This window comes from Parvibaculum sp. (genome assembly GCF_039680535.1).
In the GTDB taxonomy this organism is placed as follows: Bacteria; Pseudomonadota; Alphaproteobacteria; order Parvibaculales; family Parvibaculaceae; genus Parvibaculum.
Genome location: NZ_JBDKSS010000017.1, coordinates 37,458 through 59,067, shown reverse-complemented (window position 1 = coordinate 59,067; position 21,610 = coordinate 37,458). Strand labels below are relative to the sequence as shown.

The window sequence follows — 21,610 nt, the reverse complement described above, 5'->3', positions numbered from 1 at the left end:
CCAGCGCTATTTCCGCGCGCCGAGGCTCCGGCGCAGCGTGGTAAGCGCCGCTTCACGGACGCTCGGAAGGTCCGTCGTCGGATCGATCAGACATTGCGTGCTGATGCCGAGGAGGAGGCTGCCCACCATCAGCGCCGATGTCTCGGCCACGAGGTCGAGCGCCACGGTGCCATCCTTCTGGCCTTTTTCGATGAGCGCCTGGAAGCGTTCCTTCGCCCGCTGGTGAGAGGCGGCGAAATCCGTGCGCGAGCGGGAGAGGGTGGCGACGGAGCCCGCCATGGCCACGAAATAGGAACGCACCGCCTGCTCCGCCTCGAAGTTGCGCAGATAGACGTCGACCGATGCGAGAATCGCGTCGAGGCCGGGCAGGTCTTCGAGGTGGAGCCCCGCTGCCAGCTCGTCGGAACGCTCGTGCAGGTGGTCGATCAGCGCCTCGATCAGGCCCTCCTTCGAGCCAAATCGCTGGCTTGCGAGCCCGCGGCTATAGCCCGCCCGCGTGCCGACCTTTTCGAAGGTCGCCGCCTGAAAGCCTTCTTCTGCAATGAGTTCAGCCGCCGCGAGCAGGAGGCTCCGGTCCGATTGGGCGCGCCGTTCCGCCTGAGTGCGGCGAGCGGGCGCATGCTTTTCGGTCTCAAGCGACATATTAGCTGTTTACATAGTTGTTGGACGTATAGCAACATTCATCCCAAGAACAATGCCGCCGGAGAGGTCCGGCGTCCCGCTGCCGAGGCGCGAGCCGGAAGGGGCGGTCGAACAGGGAGAGATGACCTATGACGATTCCGCAGCAGATCGCCGATACCATCGTCGATCCGAAGGCCTATGCCGAGGGTAAGCCCGTCGACGACGCCTTCTCGTTCCTGCGCAAGGAAATGCCCTTGGCCCAGGCGACGCCCGAAGGCTACGACCCGTTCTGGGTGGTGACGAAGCATGCCGACATTCTGGAAGTCGAGCGTCAGAACGACCTCTTCCACAATGGCGACCGCGCCGCGACGCTGGTGCCCAAAGATGTCGATCAGAAGGTCCGCGAAATGATGGGCGGCTCGCCGCATCTCGTGCGCTCGCTCGTCCAGATGGACAACCCGGACCACATGGCCTATCGCCGCATTACCCAGGGCGCCTTCCTGCCGCAGAACCTGCGCAAGCTCGAAGACCGCATCCGTGAGATCGCGCGCGGTTTCATCGATCGCATGGCCGCGAAGGGCGATACCTGCGACTTCGCGCGCGACGTCGCCTTCCTCTATCCGCTGCATGTCATCATGGAAGTGCTCGGCGTGCCGGAAGTCGATGAGCCGCGCATGCTCAAGCTGACCCAGGAACTCTTCGGCAGCGCCGACCCGGAACTGAACCGCCTCGGCGCCGAAGTGAAGGACCCGGCGGCCGGTCTCGCCGCTGTCGCGGAGACGGTGGGTGAGTTCATCACCTACTTCAACGAAATGACCGAAGATCGCCGCCGCAAGCCGCGCGAGGATCTTGCCAGCCTCATCGCCAATGCGACGATCGACGGCCAGCCGCTCGATCACTTCGCCGCCATGTCCTACTACATCATCGCGGCGACGGCGGGTCACGACACGACCTCGAACACCACGGCGGGCGGCCTCTGGGCCATCGCCGAGCGTCCGGACCAGTTCAAGCGCCTCAAGGCCGATCCCTCGCTCATCCCGTCCTTCCTCGAAGAGACGATCCGCTGGGTGACGCCGGTGAAGCATTTCATGCGCACGGCGACCGCCGACGCCGAAGTGCATGGCCAGAAGATCGCCAAGGGCGACTGGATGATGCTCTGCTATCCGTCCGGCAATCGCGACGAGGACGTGTTCGCCGATCCCTTCGATTTCAAGATCGACCGTTCGCCCAACAAGCATGTCGCCTTCGGCTATGGCGCGCATGTCTGCCTCGGCCAGCATCTCGGCCGCATGGAAATGCGCGTGCTGTGGGAAGAGCTTCTGCCGCGTTTGGAGAGTGTCGAACTGAACGGTACGCCCAAGCTGATGCAGGCGAACTTCGTCTGCGGGCCGAAGTCGGTTCCGATCCGCTTCAAGATGCATTGAGCGCATCTCTAGGAAGGAGAGCGTTTCATGAAAACCTGGCAATGCCGGACCTGCGGCTTCATCTACTTTGAAGCGGAAGGTCTGCCGGAGGAGGGAATCCCCGCCGGCACAAAATGGGAAGAAATCCCGGACGACTGGATCTGTCCGATGTGCGGGACGCCCAAGGCCGATTTCGACATGATCGAACTCGACTGAACGACCATGGAACCGGCGCCTTTCGAGGCGCCGGTTTTCCTTCGTTGACGTAGCGGCATGCGGCGCGAGTGTTGACCGCGCCGGTGCCGCACTTCATTGTTAACAAAACATCAAAATAACGGCCGGCAAGACCGGCCAGGGGAGGTTTTGCCATGCTTACCAAGGCGGATGATTTTCCGATTCATCAAACCGCGGAGCCGATCGCCTATGCCGGCACGGACCGCAATTTCTACGACCGCTATTTCTTCAACGGCTACACCAAGTCGGGCGATGTCTTCTTCGCTGCGGCGCTGGGTGTCTATCCGCATATCAACATCATGGACGCGTCGTTCTGCGTCGTCGTCGATGGCGTTCAGCACAACATTCACGGCTCGCGCTTCCTCAACATGGAGCGCATGGACACGCATGTCGGTCCGATCTCCGTCGATGTCGTCGAGCCGCTTCAGTCGCTCCGCATCCGCGTCGCCGACAATGAGCACGGCATTCGCGCCGATGTGACCTTCCACGCGCGCACCCGCGCGCTGAAGGAGCCGCGCTTCACGCGCCGCAACGGTCCGCGCACGCTGATGGACCTCACGCGCCTCACGCAGAACGGCACTTATGAAGGCTGGATCGAGGTCAAGGGCCGGCGCATTGAAGTGAAGCGCGACACCTTCTGGGGTACGCGCGACCGTTCATGGGGTGTACGGACGATCGGCGCCGCCGATCCGCAGCCCATGGTTCCGCCCATGCCGTTCCAGTTCTACTGGCTCTGGGCGCCGCTCAACTTCGAGGACCGCATCACGCTCTATCACGTCAATGACGACGAGCAGGGCGAGGCCTGGAACCAGAACGCGGTCATGTGCGGGCAGGGCGGGGAGCCGGAAGAAATTCCGAACTGCCGTTCGGAACTTCAGTTCGTTCCCGGATCGCGCCACGCGAAATCCGCGACTATCTTCCTCGACCACCACAAGGGCGGCCAGTCGCGCATCGACCTGACGCCGAAGTGGAACTTCTACATGCTCGGCCTCGGCTATGGTCATCCCGAATGGGGCCATGGCGCCTACAAGGGCGAGCTGGAAATCGGCTATGAGGAGTTCAAGCTCTCCGAAGTGCCGAGCTATGTGCCGCCGCATCTGCACATCCAGGCCTTTGTCGACGCGAAGCTGACGCTGCCTGATGGTTCGACGCGGGCGGGCTCGGGCGTTCTCGAGCAGCTCATCATCGGCCCGCATGCGCCGTCCGGCTTCAAAGACATTCTTGATCCGTTCAAGGGCTGAGGTGTCGAACATGGAAGACATCGCAAAGCGCTTTGCTGCTTATCTCGCGCACAGGATGCCCCAGGCCACGAATATCGAGGTCTCGGACGTTTCGCGCATTCATGGCGGCGCAAGCCGCGAAACCTTCCGGCTCAATGCGGCCTGGGACGAGGGCGGGCACCGCGTGGTGCGGCCTCTCATCCTTCGTCGCGATCCGGTGGCGAGCCTCATCGAGACCGAGCGCGATCTGGAATACAACGCCTATCGCGCCTTCCATCCCACGGGCCTTCCCGTGCCGGAACCGCTCTACCTCGAAACCGATCTGAAATGGCTCGACCGGCCCTTCTTCGTGATGGAGCAGATCGTCGGCTGCGCGGCGGGCTCGCCTTTCACGCCCGATCCCTACGGTCCCATGGCGCAGAAGCTCGGCAAGCAGTTCTGGACCCATCTCGGCCATATCGCTGCCGCCGATCCGGACAAGCTCGGTCTCAAGATGGACCCGGTCGCGCCGGACGAGTGCTGGAGCCGCGAACTGGACAAATGGGAAAAGGTCATCGACGAGGATGAGCTTTGCCCGCAGCCCGTCGCCCGTGCGGCGATCCGCTGGCTGCGCCGCAATCCGCCGCCGCCCGCGCAGAAGATCAGCGTCGTGCATGGCGACTATCGCTCCGGCAATTTCCTCTTCAACCCGGAAGGGGAGATCAAGGCGATCCTCGATTGGGAAATGTGCCATCTCGGCGACCCGCTCGAGGATCTGTGCTGGGCGGCCGACCCGCTTTGGGGCTTCGACAACAAGGAGCTTCCGGGCGGCATGCTGCCCCGCGCCGAGTCTCTGCGTCTCTGGCAGGAAGCCAGCGGTCTCAAGATCGATCCCAAGGCGTTGCGCTGGTGGGAGATCTTCAATTCGCTGAAGGGCCTCGCCATCTGGATTTCGGCGGGCAAGGAATATCAGTCGGGCTCGAACCGCGATCCGATCCTCGCCCTGTCGAGCATCTATCCGACCGACGTTCACAACCGGGTGCTTGCGAAGGAACTCGCCGCCCTGTCGAAGGAGGCCCGCGCATGAAACCCGATGCAGATGTCATGCTCGCCGGCTTCGCCGGCACCATGCTGATGGACATCGCCCCGCAGCTCGGCGGCGAATATACGCTCGGAAGCGTCGGCATCATCTCGATGTCGATGCTGATGGTCGCGCAGGAAGTCGATCGCGCCGCCGACGTTCGTTATCAGGAGAACGCGCAGATGCGCGCGCTCTTCGCGGAAGCGGCGAAGCTCATCGATGACAAGAACCTTGCCGGGAGGCTCGAAGCCGCCTCCAGGACGAAGGACGAGTCGCTCCGCGTTCGCGCGCTCGACTCCTCGAACGACGCCCTGAAGAAGCTGCTGATCGAGCTTCAGGCCGTTGCCGAAGTCTCGAAGGCCCCCTGGGCCGCCGGCCTTGAAGGGAAGATCTGGGACTTCCTGCTCGGCAGCGTCGAAGCCCGCCGCTTCGTCTTCCCGTCCCTCGGCTAGGCTGAAATCGGACGCCTCCCCCGGCGGGGGAGGCGTCTCCCTCTTGCGCGGCCCATGGCATCGGCTATGACTGGGCGGCCCGGACAAATGGGTCACCTGGGGTCATTCGGGCCACATCATGCCGCTCGCGCTACGCCTGTCCGTCTTCTACGCCTCGCTCTGCCTGTTTTCGGGCGTGCAGGTGCCATTCTTTCCCGTCTGGCTGAAGGCGAAGGGGCTCGGTCCCCAGGAAATTTCCATCATCATGGCCGCGACCATGTTCCTGCGCATCGCCGCGGGGCCATTGTTCGCCTTCCTTGCCGACCGGCTCGACAATCGCCGCCGCGTCGTCATTGCTCTTGCCTGGGGCTCGCTGATTGCGGTCTGCCTCTACACGGTGAGCGACGGCTTCTGGCAGATATTCCTCGTCACGCTGCTTCTCATGTCGTTATGGCCGTCGATCACGCCGCTGATCGAGGCGCTGGCCATGAAGGCGGCGCATGACCACGGCATCGATTACGGGCGTGTGCGGCTCTGGTGCTCGATCACCTTCATCGGCGCGAGCCTCGGCGTCGGCTGGCTGCTCGGCTGGCAAGGCCCGCTCATCATTTCGACCTGCCTCATCGTCGCGATCATGGTCAATCTTGCCGGCGCCTATCTGCTCGCGCCGGAGGTGCCAACGGCGATGCGCAGTACACGGAAGGGCGGCCAGCTCCACGCCGCGCTCGCCATCGCGCGCGAGCCCTTGTTCCTCATAGGGCTCGTGACCGCGAGCCTCATCCAGTCGACCCACGCCGTATATTACGCTTTCGGGACGTTGAATTGGCAGAAGCTCGGCTACAGCAATGAGGTGATCGGCATTCTGTGGGGTGTCGGCGTCGTGGCGGAGATCATCCTCTTTGCCTTTTCGGGCCGCGTCGTGGCGCGGGTGGGGGCCGTTCGCATGATGTCGCTTGGCGCGGCGGCAACCGTTCTGCGCTGGGGTGTCACGGCCATGAACCCACCGCTCTGGATCCTCTTTCCGCTTCAGACGCTCCATGCCTTCACCTATTGCGCGGCGCATCTCGGCACGATCCATTTTCTCGCGCGGGCGACACCGCGTTCACTCGCGGCCACAGCCCAGAGCCTCTACGCATCTCTCTCTGCGGGCGTTATAATGGGCATCATGACGCTCGCCGCTGGCTCGCTTTATCAGTCATTCGGCTCAAGGGCCTATCTGTTGAGCGCCGCTGTCGGCGCCGTTTCATTTTTCGGCACGCTCATCATCAGTGCGCGCTGGAGCGGCGGACCGCTGCTGGTGTTGGAAGAAGAGGAAGGTAACGATGACGATCGAGATCCTGCCCACGGGCGCGGCGCTGGGTGCTGAGGTTCGCGGGCTCGATATTTCGAAGCCACTGAGCGAAGCCGATGTGGCCGCTCTGAAAGAGGCATGGGCCGATCACATCGTTCTGCTCTTCCGCGGCCAGAAGCTGACCGACGACGACCTCATCCGTTTCTCTCGTCATTTCGGCGAGCTCGACATCGCACCCGCAAGCGCCACCGACTATGCGGGCGCGCAGGAGAAATCGCGGCCGGAAATCTGGATCATCTCGAACGTGGTCGAGAACGGAAGGCCCATCGGCGCGCTGGGCGACAAGGAAGCCGAGTGGCATACCGACATGTCCTATGTCGATGAGCCGCCCATGGCGAGCGTTCTCCACTCGCTGGAGATTCCGGATCACGGCGGCGATACGAGCTTTGCGAACATGTACAAGGCCTATGAAGCTCTGCCCGCCGATCTCAAACAGGCGATCGAAGGCCGTTTTGCCAATCATGATTCCAGCACCACGAGCGTTGGCGAATTGCGCGCCGGCGCCGGTGCGGTGCTCGACGTGCGCACGGCGCCGGGCGCCAAGCATCCGATGGTGCGCACGCATCCGGTGACGGGCGGCAAGGCGCTCTATCTCGGCCGCCGCCTCAACGCCTATGTCGAAGGCATGAAGCTCGAGGAGAGTGAACGCCTTCTCGACGCGCTCTGGGCGCATTGCGCGAAGCCTGAATTCTCATGGACGCATCAATGGCGGGTCGGCGATCTTCTGATCTGGGACAATCGCTGCGCCATTCATCGTCGCGATGCGTTCGACGGAAAACAGCGCCGTGTCATGCATCGCACGCAGATCAAGGGCGACAGCCCGCGGTAAGTCGCGCTTCCCTTGCGGCATGCCGCAAGGGCAATGTGTCGCGCGAGCTCCCTCAAATTTTCGTGCGTTGACAACACTCTCTTCGCGTTCAGTTATTGAGCACACAGAAACTCTGAGGGAGACATGACATGCGCGCTATCGTTCTGAAAGACGGCTTCGGCATCGACCACCTGCATCTCGAAAATCGCGAGGTGCCGAAGGCGGGGCCGGGTGAAATCGTCGTTCGGCTCAAGGCTGCCTCGCTCAACTATCGCGATCTTGCCACCGTGACCGGCTTTGGCCGCACGGAGCCCGGCGCCCCTCTGGTGCCGCTGTCGGATGGCGCAGGCGAAGTGGTCGAAGTCGGCGCAGGCGTGACGCGGGTGAAGGTCGGCGATCATGTCTGCCCGCAATTCTTCCAGAGCTGGTTCTCCGGCGGTCCTTCGCTTGCCGCCATTTCCCAGCCTCTCGGCGGTCCGCTCGACGGTTGCGCGCAGGATTACATCAAGCTCTCCGCCGAAGGCGTCGCCAAGGCGCCCGCGGGCTACACGGCCGAGGAAGCTGCCACGCTGCCTTGCGCAGCCCTCACCGCATGGCGCGCGCTCGTCGTCGAAGGAGACATCAAGGCGGGCGATACCGTTCTGCTTCAGGGCACGGGCGGCGTTTCGATCTTCGCGCTGCAATTCGCCAAGGCCGCCGGCGCGCGCGTCATCATCACCTCGTCATCCGACGAAAAGCTCGAACGCGCGAAGGCGCTCGGCGCCGATCTCACCATCAACTACAAGAAGACGCCTGACTGGTCGAGCGAGGCCCGCAAGCTCACGCGCGGTCGCGGCGTCGATCATGTCGTCGAGGTTGGCGGCGCGGATACGCTATCGCAGTCGATCATGGCGGCGCGCATCGGCGGGCATGTCGCCGTCATTGGCATCCTCTCGGGCGTCGTCAAGGATGTGAACGTCGCCGCGATCTTCTCGCAGAACCTCCGCATCACCGGCATCTCGGTCGGCAGCCGCGCCCATTTCGAAGACATGGTCCGCGCGATCGAGGTCAACGACATCCATCCGGTGATCGACAAGCGCTACCCGCTCGAAGAAGCGTGTGCCGCCTTCACGACGATGGCAGGCGCCTCCCACTTCGGAAAGATCGTCCTGAATATCGCCTGAAGCGTCAGCCCCACAGCGCCCGTTCCGGCGGCAGCATCACGCTGCCGTCGTAACGGATGCCATGTTCGCGGTCCTTCGCGAGCAGAAGCGGCCCGTCGAGATCGACAAAGGCAGCGCCCTGCGCGACCAGCGCGGCAGGCGCCATGGCGAGCGAGGTTGCGACCATGCAGCCGACCATCACTTCAAGCTTGCGCCGCTTCGCGCAGCGGATGACCGAAAGCGCTTCGGTGAGCCCGCCCGTCTTGTCGAGCTTCACATTCACATACTGATAGAGCCCGACGAGTCGCATCATGCCTTCGAGCCCATGCGCGGATTCGTCGGCGCAAAGCGGAATGGGGCAGGCGAGGCCACGGAGCGCTTCGTCCTCTTTCGCAGGCAGCGGCTGTTCGATCAGCGCGACATTGAGCTTTGCGAGTTCCGTGGCGAGCGGCAGCACGTCGTCCGCCTTCCAGCCTTCATTCGCATCAACGATGAGCGTCGCATCGGGCGCGCCTTCGCGCACCGCCGCGACGCGGGCAATGTCCTGTCCATCGCCGCCCAGCTTCAGCTTGAGAAGCGGCCGCGCCGCCGCCGCGCGCGCCGCCTCGCGCATGACGTCGGGCTCGGCGAGGCTCAGCGTATAGGCGGTGGTCAGCGGCTTCGGCTCTTCGAGACCTGCGAGCTTCCAGACCGGGTTCCCGGAGAGCTTCGCTTCGAGATCCCAGAGCGCGCAATCGATGGCGTTGCGCGCCGCGCCTCGGGTCATGGCGCGCTGCAATTCCTCGCGCGTCATGCCGTCGGCGAGCGCCTGGCTCGCGCCCTTGATCGATGCCATGACGTCCTTCACCGTCTCGCCATAGCGGCCATAGGGAACGCACTCACCGCGCCCCGTCGCATCGCCGTCGCGAATGGTGACGGTGACGACATGGGCTTCCGTTTTCGAGCCGCGGGAAATGGTGAAGGCGCCCGCGATGGGCCAGGTTTCGGTTTCGACGGAAATCTCGCGCGTCATCTGGTTTCTTTCTTTCTACTCGTCATGTCCGCTTCATGCGGGGCGTGACGCGCAGAGAGAGTGGAGGGCAATCATCTGGCCGGATGATGCCTTTCTCGCGCAAAGTCGCCAAGTCCAAAGAGACACGATTTCTCGGACGTCAGATCCGGCCCGCATACCAGGAGCCGTTCCAGTGCTCGCCCGGCGGATTGGCCTCGTACTGCGCGATCCGCGCCTCGTAGAAATCGTAGAGCGTCGAGATCGCGCCGTTGAGCTTGCGGCATTCGGTGATCGCCGCTCGTGCGTCGGCCCAACGCTGGTTGCGATAGGCCGAGAAGATCAGCGCATGCGCTTCCTGCAACGCGCGGAACTTCGGATTGGCGCGCATGATCGGGTCGCCGAGCAGGGCGAAGACGCGGCGGCCTTCCGGGTGGCGCGGCGTCGAGATGAGGTCGATTTCGAGCAGCGCATAGCGGTCGCCCACCGCGCGCTGCGTGCCTTCGCCCACAATGATGGCCGGGCCATAGTTCCGCGCATTGCGCTGGAGATGGGCGCCGAAGCTCACAGGTTCGCCAAGCACGCCGTAATCGAATTGCAAGATCGCGCCCATATTGCCCGTGGTGGCGAGCCCCGTATCGATGCCGATCGAAAGGCTGAGCGGCACGTGGCTCAAATGCTGGCGCCGCGCGTCTTCTTCAAGGAATTCGTTCAACGCTTCGAGGTTCTCGACCATGCGAAGCGCCGCGTCGCAGCCCTTTGATGCGTGCTCGTTGACGTCGAACGGCGCATTCCAGACGGCATAGAGCGTGTCGCCCACGGTGCGGTCCACCATGCCGTTGCGGTCCTGAACGATCTTCACCATGGGCGAGAAGAACCGGTTGAGGATGTCGGCATAGGCCTTGGGATCTTCGAGGTAACGGTCGGCGATGATGTTGAAGCCGCGAAGCCCGACGACCACCGAGGTCACCGGCTTGAGCTGTCCTTCCGCCTGAACGAGATTCGGATGTGCATGCACCTTGGCAAGACCCGACGGCGAGAGACGCCGGGCGAATTGCGCATCGATGAAGTTCGTCTGTTCTTCGGAGTGTAGCTTCGTCATCAGCGCGCAGGTCAGGCTCGCCGCGATCAGCGTCAGACCGCCAAGCGAGGGATCGATGAGCCAGCGATGTGTCTCGAACGCCCACCATGAGGCATAGAGACCGCCGCCGCCGAGAAGCAGCGTGAGCGTGAAGCCCCAGCGGAAACGGAAAAGGCTGAGCAGGATGATGACGAGAACGCCGCCGATGAAGATATAGAGCTGTTCGGCGGCCGTGGCCCAGCCTGGGCGCGTCAGGAACGCGCCGTCGATAATCTGGTCGATCGCATTGGCCGCGATGGCGCCGGAGGGCATCTGAATGCCCATGGGCGTATCGTAGAGCCGCTGCGTGCCATTGGCCGAAACGCCGATCACGGCAATGCGGTTCCTGAGCGTCGGAATGTCGGCATCGCCGTCGAGGAGCTTCGCGGCCGAGACGGCCAGGCGCGTGTCCGGCGCGCCGAAATAGAGCCTCAAGGCGCCCTTGATGCTGGTCAGCGCGGCGAGACCCGTATCGTCGATGGAGACCTGCTCGACGCCGGGCTCCATGCCGAAGGTGAAGCCCATTTCGGACTCGGCCACTCTCGCGCGAAAGGTGGTGCCGCCGCGCAGGACGCGCAGCGCTTCGAGGACATTGGAGGGGTAGAGCGTTCCACCCAGATTGACGAGCATGGGCAGCGAACGTACCGCAGTGCCGGGCGTCTGATCGGGCAGGGCCGCGCCGCCGCCCTTGGCCGCCGCCTCAAACTGGGCGAGGCTCGGGCGCCAGAGCGCATAGGTCGCCGCGTAGTGGCGCGCATCGCTACCGGTCGAGGCGACGTCGGCATGAGCGACGGGCAGCCGGCTTTCGCCGAGCGGCGCCTTGCCCGGTTCGAAGGAAATCACGGAAGGCGTGGTGGCGAGCAGCGCCGCAAAAGCCTGTTCATGGTCGGGCAGGCTCGCCAATCCTTCGCGCAATTCATAGGAGGTTGAATCGGGCAGCGGCGCCCAGAGCTTCAGCAGCGAGGCGGTCGACGTCGGATCCTCCTCGTAGAGCGGCATGTCGAGAAGAATGGCGCTCGCGCCTGCGGCCTGCACGGCATTCACCAGGTCTGCGAGGCGCTTGCGCGGCCATGGCCAGGCGCCATAGCGCTGGGCGCTCTCGGTGCCGATGTCGATATAGACGGCGTGTGGCCCTTCCGGTCCGGCCTTGCGGGGCTCGATACGCTGATAGACGTCGAACACCTGGTCGCGCAGCGCGGTCGCCAGGCCGCCGATGTCATAGATCGAGAGAGCGAGGCTCAGCACGAGCACGAGGCCCGGCAGGATCGCCGAAAGTCTGCGGAATGCAGGTGTCGCTTCCATCGTCTCTCTCTCACAGCGCTGGCCTGTTCAGGCGTCGGCGTGCCCCGGTTCTGGACAAGTCTATCTGCCGTTGTCCTGTTGCGGGACAATGACAGACCCGCCATGGTCGGCGGTGCAGCTTTCGTTCCAGAGGGGGGAGAGGCGGGGGGATCGCTTTTCCCGGCCCCGCGCGAGGTGCGGCAGGGGCCGGGAAAGGAGCTTGTCGGGCGCGGCTGCGCTTACTTCGTGTGGCCGGCGGCCTTTTCGAGGTAGGCGATCAGGTCCTTGCGGTCCTCGGGCTTCTTCAGGCCGATGAAGGTCATGTTGGTGCCGGGAACGAAGGCCGAGGGCTTTTCAAGATAGGTGAAGAGGTTTTCCTCGGACCATTTCAGGCCCTCGGTGCCCTTCTTCGTCATGGCGGCGGAATACTTGTAGCCGGCATGCGAAGCGGCCGGCCGGTCGATAATGCCGTGCAGGTTCGGGCCCACGCGGTTCGGACCGCCTTCCTCGACGGTGTGGCAGGCAGCACACTTCTTGAAAACCTTCTCGCCTTTTTCGGCGTCTCCACCCTTCCGGTCGTCATCGGCCGACGCCACGCCCGCGAGCGACATGGCGAGCGCAAAAGTGGCCAATCCGTTCAGAACCGCCTTCATGATGTTATCTCCTTGGTGTTCTATTTCTTGCGTAGGCGGCCACAGCAAAGCGGACCGCTCTGTCTGGCTATCGCGTCGGCGCATAGGCTAAACTAACTTTCGGCTCAGGGAAGGTCGTGCGTCAAACTGGCGCGTGAATTTTTGGAAATCTGGAGGCGGTTTGGCGGAAGCATCGGGCGCTCAAGAGCCTTCCGGTCGGGGGCCTTCCGGTCGGGGGCCTTCCGGTCGGGGGGCTGCCGCCTCCTATACCGTCGAGATCAGGGCCGGCGGCTTCACCTTCCGCCCGGCGGGCGACTGGTCCGTGGCCCCGATCCTCGCCATTGATGATGAGCTGCGTGCTTTCACCGGGGCGAGGCCTTCGGGCGAGGACGCCATTTTCGACATGTCGGCGCTCATCCGTCTCGACACGGCGGGCGCCTGGCTCATCGACCGCACCGTCGCCTCGCTCGAGGCGCAGGGCGTTAAGGTGAGTTACCAGGGGCTCAACGAGGGCCACAAGGTTCTGCTCGACAAGGTGGGCGAGGGCGGATTGCCAAAGCCCACCGTTCCGGAGCGGTCATCGCTCTATGTCGAAATCGTGGGGCGGATCGGCGCCGCGCTCGTCGCCATGTGGTCGGAAGCGCTCATCTTCGTCGAATTTCTGGGCCATGTCCTCGCCACGGTCTGGCGCAGCATCCGCCATCCGAGCCGCTTCCGCCTGACGCCGCTCGTTCACCACATGGAAAAGGCAGGCTTCGACGCGCTGCCGCTTGTCTGCCTGCTCACCTTCCTCATCGGCGCCGTCATCGCGCAGCAGGGCGCGACGCAGCTTCGCCGCTTCGGCGCGGATGTCTTCACCGTCAATCTCATCGCGATCATCTTCCTGCGCGAAGTCGGCATATTGCTCACCGCCATCATCGTCGCGGGCCGTTCGGGCAGCGCCTTCACGGCGGAAATCGGCTCGATGAAGATGCGCGAGGAAATCGACGCCATGCGAACCCTTGGCCTCGATCCGATGGACATGCTGGTGGTCCCGCGCGTTCTCGCGCTGCTCTTCACCATGCCGCTGCTGACCTTCGTGGGCGACCTCATGGGTCTTCTCGGCGGCGGCGTGGTCGCGGTCATGCAGCTCAACATGTCGCCCGCCGTCTATATCGAGAGGCTTCGCGCCGCCGCAGATTTCTGGACCTTCGGTGTCGGTATCCTGAAGGCGCCCTTCATGGCGATCGTCATTGCGCTGGTCGGGTGCCGGTCCGGCCTCGACGTCACCGGCAGCGCGGAATCCGTCGGCACACAGACGACGCGCTCGGTCGTGCGTTCGATCTTTCTCGTCATCATTCTCGATGCGGTCTTCGCCATGTTCTTCACAGCGGTGGGGCTATGATGGACAGGCAGGGCGAAATCGCCGAAGAGCCGATCATCGAGGTCAGGGGACTTCTCACGAAGTTCGACGAGCACGTGATCCATGAACATCTCGACCTGTCGGTCAGACGCGGCGAGGTGCTCGGCATCGTCGGCGGCTCGGGCACCGGCAAGTCGGTGCTTCTGCGCACCATTCTCGGCCTGAAGTCGCCGGACGGCGGCTCCATTCGCGTCTTCGGCAAGGATCTCGAAGCGCTCCCGGAAGACGAACGCCGGGAGCAGGAGAGGCGCTGGGGCGTTCTCTTTCAGGAGGGCGCGCTGTTTTCGGCCCTCACCGTCGCCGAGAACGTGCAGGTCGCCTATCGCGAGCATCTCCACATGGGCAAGCAGCTCATGGACGAGCTTGCGGCGGTGAAGATCGCCATGGTCGGTCTTCGCTCCGGCGCGGCGGACCTTTTCCCCTCCGAGCTTTCGGGCGGCATGAAAAAGAGGGCGGGGCTGGCCCGCGCGCTGGCGCTCGACCCAGAAATCCTGTTTCTGGATGAGCCGACCGCCGGCCTCGATCCCATCGGCGCGGCGGCCTTTGACGAACTTATTACAGACCTCGCGCACACGCTCGGCCTCACCGTCGTCATGGTGACCCATGATCTCGATACGCTTCACGCCACCTGCGACAGGATAGCTGTGCTGGCCGAACGGCGTGTTATCCTGATCGGAACGATCGACGACATGTTGCGGAGCGAGCACCCCTGGATCAGGGAATATTTCCACGGCCCGCGTGCGCGCGCGGCCTTTGCTGGCAAGTAGGCGAACCCGGGCGACATCATGGAAATCAAATCGAACAATGTCCTGATCGGGACTTTCGCGCTGGTGGTTCTGGCCTGCATCTTCGGCTTCGCGCTCTGGATCAGCCAGGTGCAGCTCGACCGTCAATATTCCTACTACCAGATCATTTTTCGCGGCTCGGTCTCCGGCCTGAGCAAGTCCGGTTCCGTTCAGTTCAACGGCCTGCCGGTCGGCCGCGTGATGGATCTTCATCTCGACGAACGCGATCCGAGCGAGGTCGTGGCGCTGATCCAGGTCGACGCCCGCACCCCCGTCAAGGAGGACTCGATCGCACAGCTCGAAGCCTCGGGCATCACCGGCGTCGCCGTCATTCAGATCACGGGCGGCAGCCCCAACTCGCAGCTTCTGAAGCCGAAGAATGGCGAAGCCTACGCCATCATTCGTGGCGCGCCCTCGACCCTGCAGGAACTGGCGAAGTCCGCGCCCGAAACCCTGCAGAGCGCCAACCAGCTTCTTCAGCAGCTGAACGAGATGCTGCTCAACAACCAGAAATCGATCGGGCATGTCGTCGACAATATCGACAGGCTCTCGACCGAGCTTGCCGACAGCTCCGGCGACATGAAGCGGGCGATCAAGAATCTCGCCGACGCATCGGAGCATTTCAGCTCGCTCAGCCGCAGCGCCGACAGTCTGGTCAAGAATGACGCCAAGGGCCTCATCACCGATCTGCGCAGCACGTCGGATTCCTACCGCAAGGTCGCGGACAATCTCGACCAACTCCTGCGCGTCAACGGTCCGGCGATCAATCGCATGAGCCGGGACGGGCTGACGCAAATTCCCCAGCTTGTCGCCGAGACACGCGAACTCGTCACCGCGCTCGATCGCATCGTTTCCCGCGCCCAAGACGATCCGGCGCGTTTCCTCATCGGCAAAAACGTACCGGAAGTGAAAGCACAATGAACCCGCTTCTTCGTTTCGCGCGGCGCAGTGCGGCGCTTGTCCTTCTTCTTCCGCTTTGCGCCTGCGCGCTGGCAAACATCGCCAGTGAGCCGGCCCCGCAGCTCTTCACGCTGAGCGCCGGGCATCCCGCGCCGTCCACGGCGAATGCGGCGGGGCGGGCGCGAGTGGTGGTCGATGAATTTGCCGCTCCCGCCGTCGTCGACAGCGCGCGCATCGTCCAGCGGTCCGGCGCGAACGAACTCAAATATTACGCGGATGCGCGCTGGGCCGACCGTGCGCCGCGCCTGATCCAGAATCTCATGGTCGAGACGATGGAAAATTCGGGCCGCTTCGCCGCCGTCGCGACGCGGAGCGCCGATCTGCGCGGGGATTATGAACTCGCAGGCGACATCCGGCAGTTCGCTGTCGATGCGACGGACGCGTCCAGCCCGGCGGTCAGGATCGAGCTTTATGCGCGGCTGGTGCTTGAGAACGAGCGCAGCATCGTCGCCGCGAAGTCCTTCAGCGCATCGGTCCCCGTCAAGGGCGGGGGCATCTCCGCCATTGTCGCGGCCTATGACGCGGGCCTCCGTCAGGTTCTGGAGGGCATTGCCATCTGGGCCGATGAAAGCGCCCGCACGGCCGCAGCAAAGACAGCCCAGCGCTGAGCTCGTGGCGTCATCCTTCGAGACGGCTGCGTTGCAGCCTCCTCCGGATGAGGAACATTTTCTGACTCAACCCTCACCCTGAGGAGCGGACCGAAGGTCCGCGTCTCGAAGGGGGATCGTGCCTTTCAAGCGAGCTTGCCGCTCGCCTGCGCAAGGATCAGATAGGCCTTGCCCGTGTCCGAGGTGAGATAGGTTTCCACGAGGATATTGTCCCGGTCGCGCGTCGAGGCGGAAGCGAGCAGGCGCTCGAACAGCGACACGAACCTGTCGACATGCTCGCGGAACTCCTCGTCTCCACGATATTTGACGGCGATGCGGTCATAGAGCTGGCGGCCGGCGATGTTGTAGAGGCGCCGCGCGAAGACATTGCGCTCGCCTGCCTGATAGCGCTGCCAAAGTTCGGCGGGCGGGCTCTGTTCAAGCGCCCGGTCGAGATCGACGGCAAGCGCCTGCAAGGTTTCGATCACCTGAAGGGACGAGCGATGGAACTCGGCGTCGGTCAACTCCTCGGCCACCTCGCCGGGCTTCGACGGCGCGTCCCGGTCGGGCAGGCGTTCGGCCGCGGCCAGCAGATCGGAAATGCCCCATCGGCGCGATGCATCGGCAGGCCGCGCATTCTCCATCGGCCGCGAGGCCTCGGGCCAGGCGGTTTCCGGACGGGGCGGGGGAGGCGGCGCTTCCCCACCATGCATCGGTGACGTCCGGTCGAGCGTCCGCGCATGGCGGGCCACGATGTCGGCGATCGAGGCGAGCGCTGAAAGCTGGTCCTGCAACACATGGCTGAGCGATGCGGCGCTTGCCGCCGCTTCAGCGGGCATGCGCGCAAGCCGCGCGTCGAGTTCGCTGGAAGCTTCCTGCATCGCGCGGCCGGCTTCCTTCGCGGCGCCGCCGAGGCGGATCATCGCGGCGTTGAAGCGCTCGCCGGCATGGTCGCTGTCTGAAACGGCCTTGGTCACGATCACGCGCAGCGCATCCGTGCGTTCCCCGATATCGGTGGAAAGCGCCGACGTGGCCTTGGTCACATCGGCCATCATGGTGGCGGTCGCCGCGCGGACCTGGTTCACCATGGCGGCAATGGCTTCTGCCGCGGCGCGCGTCACATCGTCGCCAAGCGCGCCGGTCGCGCCCCGCAATTCCTCGACGGTTGCGCCGATGGCCCGCGTCGCCGCGCCCGCCGAACGGCTGATCGTTCCCGAGGCGTCGCTCATCTCGGCGACAGCCCGTTCGATATTGGCGGCGATCGTCTCGTCGAGCCCCTTCGCCCGCTCCGCCGCGTTGTCGAACGTGGCGTTGAGGCGTGCGGCAAGCTCTGCCGCCGCGCGGCCGATCTCCTGCGTCCGCTCATTCATCGCCTGATCGGCGGCAAGCATGTTGTCGCGATGTGCCTCGAAGACGGCTTCGAGCTTCTCGCGCTCGACGGCGAGTTTCTCCGCCACCTCGCCGATGAGCTGACGCTTCGTTTCGTAGCGCTGCGCCAGCGTGTCCGCCTGTGAGAGCGCCGTATTGGCGACGACTTCCAGCCGCGAGGCCTGCCTGTCGAGCATCGAGGTCGTGGCGTCGGCGCCGGCCCGCGCCGCCTCGCTGACGCGGGCGAGCGTTTCCGTCTGCGCGACGATGCGCGTGCCCGCTTCTTCGAGCGTCGTTTCCGCCTTGCCGACGAGCCCCCGCACCGCGTCCACCTGTTCGCGGATCGACCGTGCGACCGTGTCGCTCTCGGTGCCGATGGCGCGGACAAGCTCGCCCAGGCCCTCACGGTGCTCGCTGAGCAGCTCACCCATCACCCGCGTGCGCTCCTCCGCGCGGCCCGAGCCTTTCTCGATGGCCTCGAGTTCCGTCGCGATGAGCGCGTTGAGTCTCTCCGTTTCGGACAGCGCCTCGGCGAGCCCTGCCTTCATCGCGTCGAGTTCGCGGCGCACGGCCTGCGAGATGCTGGCAATCTCGTCGCTCGCCGGATCTGCAGGGTCCGTCATGCGGATGGCGGTGCGCGCCAGCGCCTCGGCCATGAGCTTCATTTCCTGTCCGCGCCAGATGGCATAGGCCCCCAGCCAGATCAGAATGACGGGCAGGGCGGCCGCCCCCCCGATCAGCGCGATCTCGCTTCGCGCTAGCGTGGCGACGCCTTCCGATCCGTAAAGACCCCAGACATAGGCCGCCGTCGCGCCAAGGCAGAAAAGGCTCGCCACCGCCGCGGCAGCCGGAATGCGCTTCGAGGGGCGCCGCGCGATCAGCCGATAAAGGGCCCCCGCCGCAGGCGAGTCCTCATTGGCCGCCTTCACCGGCGGCTCGTTGCCGGCCGGAGATTCCGCGGTTTCGGGCGCCCTTGGCGCCAAATCCAGTATTTTCATGGTCTTTTGCCCCTTGGCGAAGCCTGACTTCAACCTGTCGGAAGGCGGCCTGCCCGTCAACCGGCGAGGGCCTGCGCCCGCGTCCCGGTGGGCGGCGTCCTCGCGATTAACGCTTCGCTACCAAATGCCCGGCTAGGCTTTGCGACGCCGCGACCCGGCTTTCGGAGACAACCCATGACCGTGAAGTCCACGCCAGCCCTCGATCTCGACCACCTCGCGCAATACACGCTGGGCAATCGCGACCTCGAGGCCGAGCTTCTCGGCCTTTTCCGCTCGCAGGCGCAGCTCTATCTCGACCGGCTGGGCGACGCGGCAGACGACAAGGAGTGGCGCGACGCCGCGCATAGCCTGAAGGGGTCCGCGCGCGGCCTCGGCGCCTTCGCGCTGGGCGACATCGCGGAAGAGGCGGAACGCATGGTGGATCGGGCTCGCAGGGCGGCAATGATCGAACGCCTCCGTGCGGCCATTGCGGCGGTCAATCTCTATATCGATGAATTGATCGGGTGAAGACCGGCGGCTGCCGCGATGGCGCCGACGGCAAAGTGCACCATCTTCCGCGCCTGCGCCACTGAAAGCCTCTGATCCTTCCGCAGCCTTCGCCAACTGTCGAAGCTCATCAGCAGGTCGATCGTCTCGAAATACATGCGGTCGTTCCGAAGGTCGGCAGGCAGGGCCTCGCGCAGCGCCGAGCGCTGCATCCGCATCAAGGCCGCATCGTCCTCGCGCAAGAAGGCGGAGCGATGCTTGTGGATATCTGCCGCGATCTTGAACGGCATGATCTTCTCGAAAACATGGATGCGGCGGTCGATCATGGCTTCGAGCCGAAGCGGCCAGTCGCCCTCCGGCAAGGGGTCGGAGGCGGTGGGTTCGATCTCCGCGAACATCAGTTCTGAAATCTCGCGGTAGAGACTGTCCATATCTTTGAAGTGGCGGAAGACCGTACGCAATCCCACATCGGCCTTCGCCGAAACATCCTCTGCGCTGGGCGAGATGTTGCCCTCGCGCACGAGTTCGAGCATGGCTTCGACAATGCGCCGGCGGCTTTCCTGTCCGCGCAGTCGACGGCCGTCTTCCCTGTCGATCGGCTCTTCAGCCTGCGCCATTTGCTCGTCCGTGTGCCAACTCCCAGGCGGCTATTAGGCCGACCGCGACGAAAGAAAGGACCGCGCCATATTGCCCCGGCACCGCATGGGGCAGGGGGCGACACAGGAAGAAGAGAAAGAGGCCAAGTCCCAGCTCGCCGAGATTGACGGCGCCCAGAAGCGAGAGAACTGCAATGGCGGTGCGAGACGGCTGGCGCATGATCGTCCTCCCGTGTCTCACTTCATTTGTGTTCGAAGGGAAGCGTCGAGCGGATCAGAAGCTGCCCGGCGAGGCCGGCGTCGCGGTGGATCGAGATGGCGAGCACTTCGGGCGATGTGACGAGGGTAGCAAAGCTCGCGGCCGACGAATATTCGACGAGACCCACCTCGTCCCAGAGATCGTCGACCTTGCCGATCACGACATCCTTCAAATTGCCGAAGAACAGGAAGCGACCGCCATTGGCGACAACGATCTTCTCCATCTCGTTGGCGTAGCGCATATAGGCCTCGCGCCCGCTGATCTTCTCCGAGCGTCCGTCCTTGTATTCGGCCACGTCGCGGAACTTCAGCAGATTGAGCATGACGATGGGCGCGGTGTCCTGCGAGCCTGCGAGCTCCATCAGCTTTTCACGCTTCGGATAGACGGCGATTTCGTAATTCATGGCTAATCCTCTCTCAAGCGGTCTCGATGACGAATGCGCCGGTGATCCAACGTGCTTGTGCCCTGCGGCCGGCTGGTGCGGCATAGGTCAATATATTGACATGAAGAATGCCACTATATATTTTGAAGTCAAGGGATGGAGAGAGCCTGTGATCAAGACTGCCCTGAGCCGCGCCGGAAGCACGTTTCTCACAAGCCGTGCCTTGCGCGATGCGCGCCGCACCGTTCATGCGGCTCGCCGCCGGCTGAGAGGGGCGAGGCCCACCGTCCTTTATTTTCATCAGGCGGACGATCCCTACAGCCATGTCGCCGCGCAATCGCTTCGCGCCATCGCGGATCGCTACGCCCTGGATCTGGTACCGATGCTCGTCTCTCCGCCAGAGGATTCCGCTGCGCCCGAGCGCGCCATGCTGCGAGCCTATGCGCTCAGGGACGCAGTGCGCCTCGCTGCTGAATATGGCTACGAATTTCCCGCAGACGCCTCCGCGCCGGATGCGGAGCTTGTCGCGCTCTGCAACAGCGTGCTGCTTGCCTTGATCGCGAAGGGCATGTTCGTCGAGCTTGCGCCGATTGCCGGCCATGCGCTCCTCGCAGGCGATGCCGCCGCGCTGCACGACCTCGCGGCGAGGCATGGCGCGTCGACGCCGGACGCCGTCTCACAGCGCCTTGCCGAAGGCGACGCGCTACGAAAGCGTCTCGGCCATTATCTCGGCGGCATGTTCCATTTCGAAGGCGAATGGTACTGGGGCATCGATCGCCTCTGCCATCTGGAAGAACGGCTTGCCGAGGCGGGCCTCGACAGAATGCCGAAGGGCGCGCGCCAGATCGCGCCCCGCCGCGATCTGCGTCTTGCGAACTATTCCAAAGGCGGCCCGCGCCTCGTCATCGACTACTGGTTTTCCTTCCGCAGTCCTTATTCGTGGATTTCATTTCCGCGCATGAAGCAGCTTGCGGACCACTACGGCGCCGAGCTGCGCCTGCGCTTCATCCTGCCCATGGTCATGCGCGGTCTGCCCGTGCCGCGCGTCAAGCGCATGTACATCATGCTCGACACGAAGCGCGAGGCGGAGAAGGCGGGCATTCCCTTCGGTACGGTTGTCGATCCCGTCGGTGCGGGCGCGGAGCGCGCGCTTGCCGTCCTCCATCGCGCGATCGGCCTCGGACGCGGCGAAGCCTTCGCAGAGCTTGGCCAGCGCGCCGCCTTTGCCGACGGTATCGACCTCGCCTCTGACGAGGGCCTCTACGACGTCGCCCGCCGCGCCGGCCTCGATGAAGCGGCCGTCAGGGCCGCACTCGCCGACGAAAGCTGGCGTCCCATCGCGGAAGAAAACCGCAAGGCTCTCTTCGCCGCCGGCCTCTGGGGGGCGCCCACCTTCCGCGTCAACGACATGCCCGCCCATTGGGGCCAGGACCGCTTCTGGGCGCTGGAGGAGGATATTCTGGGGATCGTCGGCAGCGACGCGTGATCGCGGCGCG

General features: G+C 64.3%; 22 protein-coding genes. 14 read left to right on the top strand and 8 right to left on the bottom strand.

Translation table 11 applies throughout. From position 1 onward, the window contains the following. Nucleotides 1-6: 6 nt before the first annotated feature. Complete coding sequence (locus ABFC66_RS12565; RefSeq protein WP_346741311.1) at nucleotides 7-642, bottom strand: TetR/AcrR family transcriptional regulator; 636 nt, start codon at nucleotides 640-642, stop codon at nucleotides 7-9. A 128-nt stretch (nucleotides 643-770) separates the two neighbouring features. Here ABFC66_RS12565 and ABFC66_RS12560 point away from each other — a divergent pair, with 128 nt between their 5' ends. The 8 genes from ABFC66_RS12560 (at nucleotide 771) to ABFC66_RS12525 (ending at nucleotide 8,291) form a co-directional block, all read left to right on the top strand. Further along, nucleotides 771-2,045: a cytochrome P450 gene (locus tag ABFC66_RS12560; protein WP_346741310.1), complete on the top strand. Its 1,275-nt coding sequence runs from the start codon at nucleotides 771-773 to the stop codon at nucleotides 2,043-2,045. Nucleotides 2,046-2,072: 27 nt separating this feature from the next. Beyond that, nucleotides 2,073-2,240: a rubredoxin gene (locus ABFC66_RS12555; RefSeq protein ID WP_346741309.1), complete on the top strand. Its 168-nt coding sequence runs from the start codon at nucleotides 2,073-2,075 to the stop codon at nucleotides 2,238-2,240. Between the two features lie 152 nt (nucleotides 2,241-2,392). Next, nucleotides 2,393-3,499 (top strand): hypothetical protein, encoded by a 1,107-nt coding sequence (locus tag ABFC66_RS12550; protein ID WP_346741308.1) that lies wholly within the window; start codon nucleotides 2,393-2,395, stop codon nucleotides 3,497-3,499. Nucleotides 3,500-3,509: 10 nt separating this feature from the next. After that, nucleotides 3,510-4,544, top strand: a complete 1,035-nt coding sequence (locus ABFC66_RS12545) for a phosphotransferase family protein (protein ID WP_346741307.1) — start codon at nucleotides 3,510-3,512, stop codon at nucleotides 4,542-4,544. Further along, on the top strand, nucleotides 4,541-4,990 hold the full coding sequence (locus tag ABFC66_RS12540; RefSeq protein ID WP_346741306.1) for a hypothetical protein: 450 nt from the start codon (nucleotides 4,541-4,543) through the stop codon (nucleotides 4,988-4,990). Before ABFC66_RS12545 ends, ABFC66_RS12540 begins: the two co-directional genes overlap by 4 nt. Nucleotides 4,991-5,108: 118 nt before the next feature. After that, the gene (locus ABFC66_RS12535) at nucleotides 5,109-6,335 is read left to right on the top strand and encodes a major facilitator superfamily domain-containing protein 6 (protein ID WP_346741305.1); all 1,227 of its coding nucleotides are present in this window, start codon (nucleotides 5,109-5,111) and stop codon (nucleotides 6,333-6,335) included. Continuing rightward, on the top strand, nucleotides 6,292-7,149 hold the full coding sequence (locus ABFC66_RS12530; RefSeq protein ID WP_346741304.1) for a TauD/TfdA family dioxygenase: 858 nt from the start codon (nucleotides 6,292-6,294) through the stop codon (nucleotides 7,147-7,149). Before ABFC66_RS12535 ends, ABFC66_RS12530 begins: the two co-directional genes overlap by 44 nt. 128 nt (nucleotides 7,150-7,277) lie before the next feature. Then, nucleotides 7,278-8,291, top strand: a complete 1,014-nt coding sequence (locus ABFC66_RS12525; RefSeq protein ID WP_346741303.1) for an NAD(P)-dependent alcohol dehydrogenase — start codon at nucleotides 7,278-7,280, stop codon at nucleotides 8,289-8,291. Nucleotides 8,292-8,295: 4 nt separating this feature from the next. Here the strand turns inward: ABFC66_RS12525 and dgcA are convergent, their stop codons facing one another. From dgcA to ABFC66_RS12510, 3 genes are all read right to left on the bottom strand, one after another. Next, nucleotides 8,296-9,282, bottom strand: coding sequence for an N-acetyl-D-Glu racemase DgcA (dgcA, locus tag ABFC66_RS12520; RefSeq protein ID WP_346741302.1), 987 nt, complete (start codon nucleotides 9,280-9,282; stop codon nucleotides 8,296-8,298). Nucleotides 9,283-9,421: 139 nt separating this feature from the next. Continuing rightward, nucleotides 9,422-11,680: an adenylate/guanylate cyclase domain-containing protein gene (locus ABFC66_RS12515; RefSeq protein ID WP_346741301.1), complete on the bottom strand. Its 2,259-nt coding sequence runs from the start codon at nucleotides 11,678-11,680 to the stop codon at nucleotides 9,422-9,424. 218 nt (nucleotides 11,681-11,898) lie between these two features. Then, nucleotides 11,899-12,312, bottom strand: coding sequence for a cytochrome c family protein (locus ABFC66_RS12510; RefSeq protein ID WP_346741300.1), 414 nt, complete (start codon nucleotides 12,310-12,312; stop codon nucleotides 11,899-11,901). A 160-nt stretch (nucleotides 12,313-12,472) separates the two neighbouring features. Here ABFC66_RS12510 and ABFC66_RS12505 point away from each other — a divergent pair, with 160 nt between their 5' ends. The 4 genes from ABFC66_RS12505 to ABFC66_RS12490 are packed head-to-tail and all read left to right on the top strand — an operon-like array spanning nucleotide 12,473 to nucleotide 16,046. Further along, on the top strand, nucleotides 12,473-13,675 hold the full coding sequence (locus ABFC66_RS12505; protein WP_346741299.1) for an ABC transporter permease: 1,203 nt from the start codon (nucleotides 12,473-12,475) through the stop codon (nucleotides 13,673-13,675). Next, nucleotides 13,672-14,460, top strand: coding sequence for an ABC transporter ATP-binding protein (locus ABFC66_RS12500; protein WP_346741298.1), 789 nt, complete (start codon nucleotides 13,672-13,674; stop codon nucleotides 14,458-14,460). Before ABFC66_RS12505 ends, ABFC66_RS12500 begins: the two co-directional genes overlap by 4 nt. A gap of 18 nt (nucleotides 14,461-14,478) precedes the next feature. Beyond that, nucleotides 14,479-15,399: an MlaD family protein gene (locus ABFC66_RS12495; RefSeq protein WP_346741297.1), complete on the top strand. Its 921-nt coding sequence runs from the start codon at nucleotides 14,479-14,481 to the stop codon at nucleotides 15,397-15,399. Further along, entirely contained in the window at nucleotides 15,396-16,046 is a 651-nt protein-coding gene (locus ABFC66_RS12490; protein WP_346741296.1) for an ABC-type transport auxiliary lipoprotein family protein, read from the top strand. The genes ABFC66_RS12495 and ABFC66_RS12490 overlap by 4 nt, the downstream gene beginning before the upstream one ends. A 125-nt stretch (nucleotides 16,047-16,171) precedes the next feature. Here the strand turns inward: ABFC66_RS12490 and ABFC66_RS12485 are convergent, their stop codons facing one another. Beyond that, entirely contained in the window at nucleotides 16,172-18,391 is a 2,220-nt protein-coding gene (locus ABFC66_RS12485) for a hypothetical protein (RefSeq protein WP_346741295.1), read from the bottom strand. Nucleotides 18,392-18,565: 174 nt separating this feature from the next. Here ABFC66_RS12485 and ABFC66_RS12480 point away from each other — a divergent pair, with 174 nt between their 5' ends. Next, nucleotides 18,566-18,898, top strand: coding sequence for an Hpt domain-containing protein (locus ABFC66_RS12480; protein ID WP_346741294.1), 333 nt, complete (start codon nucleotides 18,566-18,568; stop codon nucleotides 18,896-18,898). Here the strand turns inward: ABFC66_RS12480 and ABFC66_RS12475 are convergent. The 3 genes from ABFC66_RS12475 to ABFC66_RS12465 are packed head-to-tail and all read right to left on the bottom strand — an operon-like array spanning nucleotide 18,874 to nucleotide 20,135. Then, nucleotides 18,874-19,494 (bottom strand): TetR/AcrR family transcriptional regulator, encoded by a 621-nt coding sequence (locus ABFC66_RS12475; protein WP_346741293.1) that lies wholly within the window; start codon nucleotides 19,492-19,494, stop codon nucleotides 18,874-18,876. The genes ABFC66_RS12480 and ABFC66_RS12475 overlap by 25 nt on opposite strands. Further along, complete coding sequence (locus tag ABFC66_RS12470) at nucleotides 19,481-19,693, bottom strand: hypothetical protein (protein WP_346741292.1); 213 nt, start codon at nucleotides 19,691-19,693, stop codon at nucleotides 19,481-19,483. The genes ABFC66_RS12475 and ABFC66_RS12470 overlap by 14 nt, the downstream gene beginning before the upstream one ends. Before the next feature lie 22 nt (nucleotides 19,694-19,715). Further along, nucleotides 19,716-20,135, bottom strand: coding sequence for a DUF1330 domain-containing protein (locus ABFC66_RS12465; protein ID WP_346741291.1), 420 nt, complete (start codon nucleotides 20,133-20,135; stop codon nucleotides 19,716-19,718). Nucleotides 20,136-20,283: 148 nt separating this feature from the next. Here ABFC66_RS12465 and ABFC66_RS12460 point away from each other — a divergent pair, with 148 nt between their 5' ends. Then, nucleotides 20,284-21,600: a DsbA family protein gene (locus ABFC66_RS12460; RefSeq protein WP_346741290.1), complete on the top strand. Its 1,317-nt coding sequence runs from the start codon at nucleotides 20,284-20,286 to the stop codon at nucleotides 21,598-21,600. The last annotated feature ends 10 nt before the right edge of the window (nucleotides 21,601-21,610 follow it).